9 protein-coding genes are annotated in these 12765 nt (G+C 41.8%); 8 read left to right on the top strand and 1 reads right to left on the bottom strand.

Annotated features, from left to right (window positions below; genetic code table 11):
- Positions 1 to 289: 289 nt before the first annotated feature.
- The 7 genes from nusB to VK664_RS22410 all read left to right on the top strand — a co-directional run bounded on the left by nusB (position 290) and on the right by VK664_RS22410 (position 7222).
- Complete coding sequence (nusB, locus tag VK664_RS22440) at positions 290 to 1210, top strand: transcription antitermination factor NusB (protein ID WP_461400948.1); 921 nt, start codon at positions 290 to 292, stop codon at positions 1208 to 1210.
- Between the two features lie 33 nt (positions 1211 to 1243).
- Positions 1244 to 1675: a DUF1573 domain-containing protein gene (locus VK664_RS22435; protein WP_461400947.1), complete on the top strand. Its 432-nt coding sequence runs from the start codon at positions 1244 to 1246 to the stop codon at positions 1673 to 1675.
- Between the two features lie 48 nt (positions 1676 to 1723).
- Complete coding sequence (gene yajC / locus VK664_RS22430) at positions 1724 to 2056, top strand: preprotein translocase subunit YajC (RefSeq protein WP_461400946.1); 333 nt, start codon at positions 1724 to 1726, stop codon at positions 2054 to 2056.
- Between the two features lie 83 nt (positions 2057 to 2139).
- Positions 2140 to 2781 (top strand): dephospho-CoA kinase, encoded by a 642-nt coding sequence (coaE, locus tag VK664_RS22425; RefSeq protein WP_461400945.1) that lies wholly within the window; start codon positions 2140 to 2142, stop codon positions 2779 to 2781.
- A gap of 53 nt (positions 2782 to 2834) precedes the next feature.
- Positions 2835 to 4472, top strand: coding sequence for a M14 family metallopeptidase (locus tag VK664_RS22420; RefSeq protein WP_461400944.1), 1638 nt, complete (start codon positions 2835 to 2837; stop codon positions 4470 to 4472).
- Positions 4473 to 4535: 63 nt separating this feature from the next.
- The gene (locus VK664_RS22415) at positions 4536 to 6278 is read left to right on the top strand and encodes a M14 family metallopeptidase (protein WP_461400943.1); all 1743 of its coding nucleotides are present in this window, start codon (positions 4536 to 4538) and stop codon (positions 6276 to 6278) included.
- Positions 6279 to 6283: 5 nt separating this feature from the next.
- Entirely contained in the window at positions 6284 to 7222 is a 939-nt protein-coding gene (locus VK664_RS22410) for a CPBP family glutamic-type intramembrane protease (protein WP_461400942.1), read from the top strand.
- Between the two features lie 674 nt (positions 7223 to 7896).
- On the opposite strand, the gene VK664_RS22405 is transcribed toward VK664_RS22410, so the two are convergent.
- Positions 7897 to 9087: a pyridoxal phosphate-dependent aminotransferase gene (locus VK664_RS22405; RefSeq protein WP_461400941.1), complete on the bottom strand. Its 1191-nt coding sequence runs from the start codon at positions 9085 to 9087 to the stop codon at positions 7897 to 7899.
- A 240-nt stretch (positions 9088 to 9327) separates the two neighbouring features.
- Between VK664_RS22405 and secDF the strand changes: the two genes are divergently transcribed.
- A complete protein-coding gene (gene secDF, locus VK664_RS22400; RefSeq protein ID WP_461400940.1) occupies positions 9328 to 12393 on the top strand; it encodes a protein translocase subunit SecDF in 3066 nt (1021 codons plus the stop codon).
- Positions 12394 to 12765: the final 372 nt, after the last annotated feature.

The following is a 12765-nucleotide window of genomic DNA, read 5'->3' as shown; positions in this document are numbered from 1 at the left end:
CAAAGCCGATCAAGGCACAAAAAGCCGAACGGAGACAACAGCAACCACTGGCATAAACAATGAAACTAACCACGGGACACAGCCAAACAAAAGCACCATCCCACTCCCAACGGAGCGAAGGAATGAAACAGAACTGTTGCTTAATTGTACTCGTCGACAATTGCACGGACATACCCACCCAAGGTCCATTAGAAATCCCGAAATTGTTAAAACAGCGATAGCTTTGAAATAATCATTGCGAATACTGTGTTGTTTTACTAGTTTTGCACCTTCAATTCAAGCTCTTAAAATGATCAGTAGAAGAAATATCAGGGTGAAAGTGATGCAAATGCTTTATTCGATTGAAACCCTGGAGGAACAGCTTAAACCAGGTGAGCCAGTCAAATTACTCCAAAAACAGTTCGATCAGTCCCGTCAGTTATTTATCTATTTAGTACACTTTTTAACAGAAGTTGCCCGGTATTCCGAGACTCATGCCCGCAACAAGGCCTCAAAACACCTCCCTTCCGCTGAAGATCTTACCATTAATACAAAAATCGCCGGGAACGAATATCTCTGGAAGATCCTGGAATTGCCCTCTTATCAACAAGCCATTAAAGATGAGAAGCCTCAGTATATTTCCAATCCTGATCTTTTAAAGAAGATTTACCTGGACCTGGCTTCCTCAGAAGTATATGCGACTTATATTAATGCTCCGGGCAGAGAAAAGAAGTCAGAAAAGGAAATTCTCGAATATATTTTTACAGATCTCATGCTCCCGAATGAGCATTTCACCAGTTTTGTAGAAGAACATTTTAATAATTGGGATGATGATGGTGAAATGATGAACCTGCTTGTTCTGAATTTTATTACCAAGCCGGCCACTGCGGATCTTCAGCAATTGGTAAGTCGCGAAAAATGGCTGTTTGCAAAGGAACTCCTGGAAACCAGTCTTGTTAAAAAAGAGCTGACCATGGAATACATCAAACCAAAATTAAAAAACTGGGATCCCGAGAGAATAGCTGCATTGGATATGATCCTGATGCGCATGGGTGTTTGCGAGTTTTTATTTTTTGAAACCATTCCTCCAAAAGTAACTATCAACGAATATATTGACCTCGCAAAGGAATATAGCACCCCACAGAGTGGCCATTTTGTAAACGGTATTCTTGATAACATCCACAAAGATCTTGTGAAAGACGAAAAGATGCATAAGATCGCCTACAAGTAAAAAGCCATCAAAACACCAGATAAATCAGCAATCATGAAAAAATTGTTCGCTTTGCTTTTATTAGCTTCCGCATTTACAGGCTGCAAGGATACTCCGGATAAACCGGCTGAGGACGCAATTATCGCACCTGGCGCCAATGCACTTACAAGCATAGAATGGATAGAACCTAAAAAAGATCTTGGTACCATCAATGAAGGACAAAAACTGCAGATCAGCTTCCATTTGAAGAATACAGGAACCGCCCCGCTTGTGTTGCAATCAGTTGTTCCGGGTTGTGGATGTACAGTGGCAGATTATCCGAAAGAACCCATAGCTCCTGGTAAGGAAGCAGATATTACAGCCTCATTTGATAGCAAAGGAAGGGAGGGGCAGCAACACAAAGAAATTACTGTAACTGCCAATACTAAGGAATCAAGTCAGCACACACTGAGCTTTAATGTAATGGTAGTTAAAGCGAAAAGCTGAATAATTTTTACCTAATTTTGCAGCTCGTTTAATAATAAATATTCAAAAATGACATCACTAGCTATTTTTTTACAGGCAGCAGGAGGATCCGCAGGAACTTTTCAATTATTGTTGTTAGGAGGAATGATCCTCGTTTTCTGGTTGTTTATGATTCGTCCCCAGGCAAAAAAAGCGAAGCTCGCAAAACAGTTTCAGCAGAATATGCAAAAGGGAGATAAAATCGTAACCATTGCCGGTATACATGGAACAGTTAACAAGGTAAACGAAGATGGCACCATTATGATTGAGACCAGTCCCGGTAGTTATATGAAAATCGAAAAAAGTGCGATTTCAATGGAATGGACAACAAACTTAAACAAACCAGCCGCTCCAGCTAAATAATACTACACTATTGTATACATTTAATGCCGGCAATTCGCCGGCATTTTTTTTAACACTTAAATCATTTTTTTAACACTTAAATAATGGTGATCAAAATAGGTGTTACAGGGGGAATCGGTTCCGGCAAAAGTACAGTAGCAAAAATTTTTGCTGTACTGGGCGTACCTGTATACTATGCCGATGATGCTTCCAAACGGATCATGAACAGCGATCCCGAAGTAATTGATATGATCACCCGTCATTTTACCAAAGAGGCATATAAAAATGGCAGGCTTGACCGCTCATTCCTTGCAGCGCAGGTATTTAACAATAAGGCCAAACTTGAACTGCTGAATTCACTGGTTCATCCGGCAACCATCCGTGACGCAGACAGATGGCTGAGTGTTCAGCAGGCACCATATGTAATAAAAGAAGCGGCCCTGCTTTTCGAAAGCGGTTCATATGCAGCACTTGATTATGTGATCGGTGTGTCGGCACCATACGAACTCAGGCTGCAAAGAACCATGGCCCGTGATAAATCAAACAGGGACGAGGTTATTGCCAGGATGAACAGGCAGATCGATGAAAATATCAAAATGAAACTTTGTGATTTCATCGTATATAATGACGAGATTCAACTCTTAATACCGCAGGTCATAAAACTGCATGAATTGTTTATCAGGGAATCTATCGAAAGAAACGCTTCGGAATCAACCGAAAGAAACGCTTCTTTGCAAAACCCCTGAACAACTATTCCCGCTTTCAATATTTCCCTATATTTATCGGCTAAACTCTCTACATGATCAAAAGACTAGCTGCTTCTGTACTGGCATTGATATGCGGGTACGTAATGCAGGCGCAATCTGACTACAGTAATTCACAGCAACAGTCTGCCAGGATAAATGCACTGGCTAAATCAAATCCACAGCTAGCTTCTGTAAGATCAATAGCAAAAACAACCGGTGGCAAGGATATCTGGATGATAACAATCGGCACAGGTAAAACCGAAGCAAAACCAGCCATAGCCGTAGTTGGCGGTGTTCAGGGCAATCACTTGCTTGGAACAGAACTCGCAATAGGTTTTGCTGAACAACTTGTACAGGGTGCGGGTTCAGATTCTATCAAAACCTTAATTGCCAATACCACTTATTATATTTTTCCGAACATAAGTCCAGATGCGATGGAGCAATATTTTGGAAAGCTTAAATATGAAAGACTGGGCAATTCAACTTCGACTGATGATGACCGTGATGGCAAGACAGGTGAAGATGAATTTGATGACCTCGATGGCAATGGAAAAATTAACTGGCTTAGAATCGAATCTCCACTGGGAACTTTTATCACCCATCCTGATGATGCCCGGGTTTTAATAAAGGCCGATCTCAATAAAGGAGAAAAAGGAAAATACCTTGTTATAGCAGAAGGCATTGACAATGATAAAGACGGTGAATTTAATGAAGATGGAGAAGGTGGTGTTGCTATCAACAAAAACCTTTCATTCAAACATCCATCTTTCACTAAGGGCGCAGGAGAATTTGCTGTTTCTGAAATTGAATCGAGAGCTTTGTTGGATGTGTTATACAATAGCACGAACATCTATGCATTGATTTGCCTTGGTCCTGACAATAATCTCTCCACCCCTATTACCTATAATGCTGCAACGGCAACACAACGCCTGGTGGCCGGTTACCTGGAACCTGATACAAAGGTGAATGCGATTGTTAGTGAGCTGTATAATAAAATAACTGCGATGAAAGACGCGCCAAAAAATCCCGGTACTGGCGGTGACTTGTTATCATGGGGATATTATCATTTTGGACGTTTTAGTTTCGGTACACCGGGCTGGTTTGTCCCCAAGGCAAAAGCTGATACTGCGAAGAAGGAAAAGGCTTTGACGGTTGATGATCCGGTAGCAAATTATCTCCGGTTTGCAACACAGCAGGGCATTACAAACAGCTTTACTGAATGGAAACCAATTCAGCATCCCGATTTCCCCGGTCAGAAAGTTGAATTAGGGGGTATCGATCCTTTTGTGCTGGTGAATCCACCATTTAAACTTGTGCCGGAAATCACGAAAAAACATACGACTTTTCTGATAAAATTTGCAGGACTTCAGCCCGAAATTGACATACTTAATCTGAAGACAGAGAAGGTGAATGGTGGTCTGACAAGGATAACGGCAACGATAGCAAACAAAGGAATACTGCCGGCAAATTCGGCACTTGGCGAAAAAAACTATTGGCTTAAAAGGGTGAATGTAAAACTTGAAACCACCAATAACCAAACCGTGATCAGTGGCAAAAAATCCCAGTTGATCAATAACCTGGATGGCCTTGGTTCGCAACAATTAACCTGGCTGGTTAAAGGTTCAGGTACCATTACATTAGAAGCAGGTTCTCCAACAACCGGAACAAAAAGACAAGAGATAAAATTATAAATATCAATGCCCCGATTACTGATCCGGGCATTGATGGAAACAAATTGATAATACTGATAATACATGAAACAATTCAGAAAGTCACTATTCCCCTTTATCATCGCTGTCATCTCCGCATTGCCGGTGCCCGCGCAGAATGCTGATCAGATATTCAAAGCTGCCGGCAGCCCCGCTAATCCAAAGGTTGTTTTAAGCTGGAACAAGTATTATGATCATGCAGGTATCACCGAGATATGTAAGAAGATTGCCGCGGCCTACCCGGATCTTGCAAAACTTGAATCTATTGGAAAATCCTTTGAAGGTCGTGATTTATGGTGCCTGTCTATCACTGATTACAAAAAAGGCACAGCTTCAAAAAAGCCTGCCATGTATATTGATGGCAACATCCATTCAAATGAAATCCAGGGTGCTGAATTCGCAATGTATACTGCCTGGTATCTCACAGAATCTTTTTTTGATACAAAGTTTATACAAGAACTGCTCGCTGATAAAATTTTTTATATCGTACCAAGTATTAATCCTGATGGACGCGACAGCTATATGCATAAAGGCAATACTGCAAGCTCTCCCCGCTCCGGTGTTATACCGGTTGACAATGACCGTGATGGATTGGTTAATGAAGATGGTTATGATGATCTGGATGGAGATAAGGAAATTTTATACATGCGAAGAAAAAATGCCAATGGTAATCTGCGTGCAGATCCAAATGATCCTTCCAGAATGATAACCGTACCTGCGGATCAGAGAGGTGATTATGAAATCCTCGGCCTTGAAGGTATTGACAATGATGGGGATGGACTGGTAAATGAGGATGGTTACACCTTTGAATACGATCCAAACCGCGACTGGGGATGGGGATGGCAGCCGAATTATATCCAGGGCGGTGCTTTCAAATATCCATTCAGTTTGCCGGAGAACCGTGCTGTGATGGAATTCGTAATGAAACATCCGAATATCGCTGCAGCACAATCATATCACAATGCCGGTGGAATGATCTTACGCGGACCCGGGGGCCAGGAAGACATTGGTACTTACAACGCGCAGGATGTTCGTGTTTATGATTTTATTGCTAAGAAAGGCGAGGAACTGATACCAGGTTATAAATACCTGGTTGTTTATAAAGATTTGTATTCAGCCTATGGTGGAGAGCTTGACTGGTTTTATGGTGGACGCGGCATCTATACATATTCGAATGAATTATGGACACCTTACCTTATGTTTAACAAAGATGCTACCCGTGATCCGCAGGATCCTTCATCAGGTGAATTCAACCGACATCTCCTTTTTAAAGATGCCTTTGTAGATTGGCATGAATTTAATCACCCACAGTACGGAAAGATAGAAATCGGTGGTTTTAAAAAGAACTTTGGACGGACTCATCCTGGTTTCCTTCTCGAAAGCGATGCACACCGTAACATGGCGTTCACCATTTATCATTGCTACCATACTCCAAAACTTGAAATTGATTCAATTACCGAAAAAGATCTCGGCGATGGTTTAAAGGAAATCACCGTAGTAATTGCGAACCGCCGGATCATGCCAACGCATTCGAGCCAGGATACGAAATACAAAATCGAAAGACCTGATTATATCAACATAACGGGGGCAAATGTGATAGCAGGAATGGTTGTTCAGAATCGTGATCTTAATATCACCACGGAGCAGAAAACAAATCCGCAAACGATCGAAGTTGATAATATACCGGGCATGGGTACCATCACTGTCAGGTGGATAATACAGGGCTCTGGAAAATATGGCATAAATGTGGATAGCAGGAAGGGCGGCCTTGTTAGCCGTTCAAAATAACCAACATGTTCAGTTTTACACGAAAATCGTATTTCGTCGTATTCACCATTCTGTATGTTGGATCTATCGTTTATCTGTATAAGACGGGCTACCCTACCGTTCATTTATTGGCTACGCTGTTTTCTTATACGCTGATATTACCTCTCCTGGCATATTTTATTTCCCTCAAGTCGCGAAAAGCGGTATCAAGTCAGCCATTTTTTTACCGGGAATGGATTACACTTTTAGCGCTGATCGCTTATATAATAATTTATATTTCATGGGGGGACCATTTCTTAGGCCGGGGCTTGTCTGCAGCATTTTCAGATAATCCTAAAACCTTGTATTTGCTGGACGCTTTAAAAGAAGTCGTCTTTTATTTTGTGATACCATTCAGTCTTTATCGTTTTATCTATGGTTTTACCTTAAGGGAAGCGGGTCTTCATATACCATTCAAACATGTTTTCTCCCGGCAAAATATCATAACATTCCTGGTTCTTGCTACAGCCATAATTATTTTGCAATATTATTTCAATGAAGAACTGGATCAACTATGGGAAGGGGAATACACCCGTGGAACCTTATTTACCGCGATCCCAATTTTGTTTGTTATTCTTTTCTTTAAAGCTGGTTTGGCTTACGGCTTTTTTTTCAGGGCATTGATGCAGTCCCGGTTTTCAATTGGTCTCAATTCAAAATTTGGCGGGATGCTCGTTTCGTTGTTGATTTTTGGACTCGCTCATCTCCCACTTTATTTAAAAGAAGGAATTCCGGACAAACATGAGGTGGGTCATTATCCCGGTGAATTAAGTTCGCTGGCAATTTGTATAGGGATCATCTCAATCAATTCACTATTCATCGCAATTATCTGGCGGCGTTCAAAAAACCTCTGGCTGGTGATGGGACTCTATGCCATTCTGGAGTTACTCCCTAATCTACACCACTTCATAGCAACCTGGATGTGACAGATCAGAACGCCTGACAAAAGTTTCGGCATTATCTAAAAATAAAATTCCCCGCCGTTCTCAGGCAGGGAATCTCGTTACATAAATCTGCGGTTGGGTTACAATGACGTTAGAGGCGCCTGTTAATAGTCTACGATTAGAAATCCGGGTTAAGGGGTTAGATGTAAGGGGGTTAGGGGTTTCAGGGGTAAGGCTGGTTAGTTTTGGTTGTTTAGCTTGTTAGTTTGGGCTGTTTGGCTTGTTAGTTTGGGTTGAAAAATCAGTTAGTTTTAGTTGAAAACTGACGGGTTGTCGTTTTTCAGTAAGTTGGTTTTGGTTACTGATCGGTTAATGTTGGTTGTTTTAAGGGCAAAAATTTTTGATTTGTTCCGGCTTCCGGAATCAGCAAATTTCTACGTAGGGATCCGGACGGAAACTTTCAAGGTTTAGGTTAAGGGGCTACTGCTCAGTTAGTTTTCTTTTGTTTTAAGCAGTTTGTTTTGGTAGAGCAAAGATGCATGTATTACCCCCTCACTCCCTTCAAACTTCTCAGGTAATAGTGACTTCTTGGATAAAGATTTAGATTACCCTAAGTAAAATCCCTTAGAAAACAGGTAAGGGAAAAGTTATAATTGAAAAAGGGCGCATACGATTGCGCCCTTCCCGGATAATTCTCAAATAAACAACATTAATATCTATTTCAGATCGCTTAGTGCCTTCTTTATACGGGCAACACCTGTCTCAATATTTTTCATGCTGTTGGCAAACGACAAACGGATACAATCCGGCTCGCCAAATGCACTGCCAGACACACTGGAAACATGGGCCGTATTCAGGAGATACATGGAAAGATCATCTGAATTGCTGATTGCCTGGTCACCAACTTTTTTCCCATAATAAGCCTTCATTACCGGGAAAACATAAAATGCGCCATCTGGTTCCATACAGGTTACGCCTGGTAATGTTCCCATCAACTCAAGCATTTTCTGCCTGCGCTTTGTGAACTCTTCCGCCATTTTCTGAGAAGGACCAAGATCGCCCGTTAAAGCGATAATTGCCGCACGCTGTGTAATTGAGCAGGTAGCACTTGTAAATTGTCCCTGGATCTTTTCACTTCCTTTTATAACTATCGGATCGGCAGCGATATAACCAAGTCTCCAGCCGGTCATTGCGAAACCTTTGCTGAGTCCATTTACGATAATTACACGATTTTTCAGGTCCCCGAACTGGGCAATGCTTTCATGTTTACCCACATAGTTGATATACTCGTAAATTTCGTCGGAGATTATAAAAATTTCAGGATACTTTCTGAAAACCTCTGCCAGGCCTTCCAGTTCATCCTTCGTATAAACTGCTCCACTTGGATTGCATGGTGAAGAGAACATGAAAAGTTTTGTTTTAGGTGTAATGGCAGCTTCCAGCTCGGCCGGTGTTATTTTGTATTTATTTTCAATACTAGACCGGATAAAAACAGGAGTTCCTTCCGCGATCCTGACCAGTTCTGAATAAGTAACCCAAAATGGAGTCGGGATAATCACTTCGTCGCCATTGTCGATGATTGCCATGATCACATTTGCCAGGCTTTGCTTGGCCCCGGTGGAAACCAGGATATTTTCGGGCTTGTAATCCAGGTTATTATCACGTTTTAATTTTGTACAAACTGCTTCCCGCAGATCCGCAAAACCAGCCACAGGTGTGTAGTGACTCCAGTTATCATCAATTGCTTTCTTGGCTGAATCCTTTATATGCTGTGGGGTATCAAAATCGGGCTCGCCGAGACTGAGATCGATAACATCAATTCCTTTTGCTCTTAATTCCCGGCCAAGTTTGGCCATTTTCAGGGTTTCCGGTTCATTGAACCGCTGTAATCTGGAAGATAACTGCATTGCTTCTTTGCTTTATTTTTTAATGAAGAACGCAAAGGTAGGAACAGTTTCAGATTTCGGACTACCGCTTTGGTAATTTTTATCAGAATGCGGTCGTTTACATACCACAACCTTCCAATTTGCGTTTTAATCGCCAGCCCTGAAATCCGTTATTATTGTGGTGAAACCGGAATCATAACGGTTTTTCTTCTCCTGAAAACCCTATCTTTGCCAACCTTAAAAAAATAAACAACAATTGCGATGAGAGCACTGGTTAGTATTTTTGCTGTTCTGCTGATCCTGATATCTGGCTACCAGCTTTCCTTTACATGGTTCGTGAATAAACATGAATCGGCCATGAAGGCGAAAGCTATACAACAGGTTAAACGACTTTATCCCGCCCCTGAGCAAAAATATGCAGGCAATAAAGAAGCGCAGGCTTTATACCAGGACACGGTTAACACATTGGTTAATCAAAGACTGGCAAAATTACTGGATAGCACCAAAGATCAAAAAATCACATGGTGGGGTAACTCTTACCAGAAATCAAAAGAAAGCGAATTGCTTCTTGGTCTCGATTTGCAGGGTGGCATTAACGTGACACTTGATATCGCTCTTGATGGTCTTATCAAAGGTGTATCGAATAACCCTAAAGACCCGGTGCTGTTAAAGGCAATCGAAGAAGGCAAAAGAAGAAAGCTAAACAGTGATCAAAACTTCATTGATCTTTTTGGAGCTGCATTTAACGATCAGAATCCTGGCGCTAAACTCGCTCCGTTTTTCGCAAATACAAACCGTAATAAACTTACCATCAATGCATCTGACGCACAGGTGTTGAATTATATCCGTGACCAGGCTAATGCGGGCATGGCTCAGACTTTTGAAGTTCTCAGAAGACGTATCGATAAATTTGGTGTAGCACAGCCAAACATCAGTCTTGATGAAAACAAGGGTATCATTACTGTTGAATTGGCAGGAGCAACAGATCCTGAAAGAGTAAGAAGATTTTTACAGTCTACAGCAAATTTGCAGTTCTGGGAAGTTTATACTTTTGCAGACATTGGTCAAGGTTTGCAGAATGCTGATAAAGCACTTGACACTTATTTGTTCTCTTCAACCAAACAACAGGACTCAACTTCAGGTATCGCCGATTCTCTCAAAACTGCAGATACCAGTGCTGGCAGCAATCCACTGTTCCGTATTTTGACTCCCGCAGTACCTCAACAAAATCCTGAAACCGGAAAATATTATTTCTATCCTTATATCGGTCTTGCAAAAATCAGCGACACTGCTAAAGTCAATGAATACCTGAGATTGCCTGCAGCAAAAAATAATTTCCCTGCAAATGCGAAGTTCCTTTGGGGCAAGCAGGACAGAGACGAAACAGGAAAACTTTCTCCGGTTCTTTTATTATATGCAATCAAAACAATCCCTGGCAAAGAAGGTGCTGAGCTGGAAGGTGAAGCAATTGAAAATGCCAGCCAGGAATTTGACCAGATCACAAACGAGGTGAATGTTACCATGGCGATGACAAACTCCGGCGCCCGCACTTGGGAACGGATGACTGAAAAGAATAAAAACAAATCAATAGCTATTGTTCTCGATGATATCGTTTATTCCGCACCGAATGTTATCGACAAGATCTCCGGTGGTAATTCACGTATCACCATGGGAAGCGGCACCGGCGCAAATACACAGCTGGTAGTTGAAGAAGCGCAGGATCTCGCCAACATACTTAAGGCTGGTAAACTCGATGCACCTGCAAAGATCGTTCAGGAGCAGGTTGTGGGACCAACACTAGGACAGGAAGCAGTACAGGGCGGTTTATTATCGTTCCTTATTTCGTTCCTGGTGATTTTTGTTTTGATGATCATCTACTACAATACCGCTGGTATTGTAGCTAATATTGCCTTAATACTTAACCTGCTTTTCACGGTTGGTATTCTGAGCGCGATGCATGCAACACTGACTGCTGCAGGTATTGCGGGTCTTGTTCTTACCATTGGTATGGCGGTTGATACAAACGTTATCATCTTTGAACGTATTAAGGAAGAACTTGCCAAAGGCAGTACACATGACCAGGCTGTTAAGATCGGTTACCGCCGTTCATTGCCACCGGTTCTGGATGCGCATATCACCAGTTTGCTTACAGCAATTATCCTTGCAATTTATGGACTTGGACCAGTGCTTGGATTCGCAACAACGCAGATCCTCGGTTTGTTACTTTCCCTGTTTACCGGTATCCTGGTCTCAAGGTTAATTACAGATTTTTATACCAAGAAAGATCGTCACTTCAAATATTTCACAAGCTTTTCCAAGAGAATTTTCCGACATGCGAACTACAAGTTCATTGAATACCGGAAGTATGCTTATGTTCTTTCTGTAATAATTGCTATCCTGGGTGTTGCTGCATTATTCAACGGCTTTAAAAAAGGAGTTGAGTTCAGCGGTGGCCGTAGTTACATTGTGAGGTTTGATGCTCCACAAGACCAGGAAAAGTTGACCGAAGCACTTGAAAAAGAATTTGGCTCATCCCCTGTTATCAAAACATATGGTTCAAACAGCAAGTTTGATATCACAACTGATTACCTGATCAACCAGGAAGGCATTGCTACTGACGACCAGGTAAGACAAAAATTATATGCAGGTCTGAAACCATTCCTGCCTTCGAACATCACACCTGAAACTTTTGCAACTACCAGGTATATTGAACAAACTAAAAAGGTTGACCCAACTATATCGGATGACTTACAAAAAGGTGCTTTATGGGCAACCTTCTGGTCAATCCTGGTTATCACACTTTATATCTTTATCCGTTTCCGCGACTGGAGATATTCAGTAGGTACAATCATCGCATTGCTGCATGACGTACTGGTAACGTTAATAGTTTTTTCATTCCTTAAAAATGTAGTTCCGTTCCCGCTCGAAATCGATCAGCATTTTATCGCTGCGATCCTGACGGTAATTGGTTTCTCAATGAATGATACGGTAATTGTTTATGATCGTATCCGTGAAGACACACGCCTGATGAAGGGTGAACACTCTCATGTGATCGTGAACCGCGCGATCAACCAGACACTGAGCAGAACAGTTATGACTTCTTTCACTGTATTCCTTACCATACTTATTTTGTTCCTGGTAGGTGGTGAAGTAACAAGAGGTTTTGCTTTCGCGATGTTGATCGGTGTAATGACAGGTACTTACTCTTCCATTTTCGTTGCTGCACCATTACTGGTTGATCTGGCACGTAACAAGCCTTTAGGCAGACCAGATGCTTCGGCTCCAACGGCGAAAGTTGATAAACCTAAACCGGCGCTGAGTAAATAAACTCTTCTTTAGTTAATAATCTCTTTTATATCAAAACCAGTCTCTTTCGGGACTGGTTTTTTATTTCGCAATGATCTGTGAATGTAAAAGGTTGATTACGCATGTTCACGGCATTCACCCGGTTGTAAACTTCGCCGGATGAGCCTTTCGGTTGGTTTGATTTGCCACTGTTATTCCTGGTTAATACGTTTCGTTTTGCCGCTCTCTGCTGTTGTCTCCGATCGGCTTTTAGTTCCCTGATCGGCTTTTAGTTCCCTGATCGGCTTTTTTAGGTATTCATGTTGTGCTAGGGATTGATGGGCCCTGATGGACTTCAGTAACTCCGAACAGGTCTCATGTATGAGAATGGTTTCTGCAAATGTGTAAATTTAA

Origin of the sequence: Flavitalea sp., from assembly GCF_035489435.1 — a bacterium.
Lineage (GTDB): Bacteria > Bacteroidota > Bacteroidia > Chitinophagales > Chitinophagaceae > DATHKG01.
This window is presented reverse-complemented; position numbering and strand designations above follow the sequence as displayed.

Bases quoted from the DNA above. Each gene is read 5' to 3' on its own strand.
- nusB (WP_461400948.1), top strand. From the start codon at position 290: ATGATCAGTAGAAGAAATATCAGGGTGAAAGTGATGCAAATGCTTTAT.
- VK664_RS22435 (WP_461400947.1), top strand. From the start codon at position 1,244: ATGAAAAAATTGTTCGCTTTGCTTTTATTAGCTTCCGCATTTACAGGC.
- yajC (WP_461400946.1), top strand. From the start codon at position 1,724: ATGACATCACTAGCTATTTTTTTACAGGCAGCAGGAGGATCCGCAGGA.
- coaE (WP_461400945.1), top strand. From the start codon at position 2,140: ATGGTGATCAAAATAGGTGTTACAGGGGGAATCGGTTCCGGCAAAAGT.
- VK664_RS22420 (WP_461400944.1), top strand. From the start codon at position 2,835: ATGATCAAAAGACTAGCTGCTTCTGTACTGGCATTGATATGCGGGTAC.
- VK664_RS22415 (WP_461400943.1), top strand. From the start codon at position 4,536: ATGAAACAATTCAGAAAGTCACTATTCCCCTTTATCATCGCTGTCATC.
- VK664_RS22410 (WP_461400942.1), top strand. From the start codon at position 6,284: ATGTTCAGTTTTACACGAAAATCGTATTTCGTCGTATTCACCATTCTG.
- VK664_RS22405 (WP_461400941.1), bottom strand. From the start codon at position 9,087: ATGCAGTTATCTTCCAGATTACAGCGGTTCAATGAACCGGAAACCCTG.
- secDF (WP_461400940.1), top strand. From the start codon at position 9,328: ATGAGAGCACTGGTTAGTATTTTTGCTGTTCTGCTGATCCTGATATCT.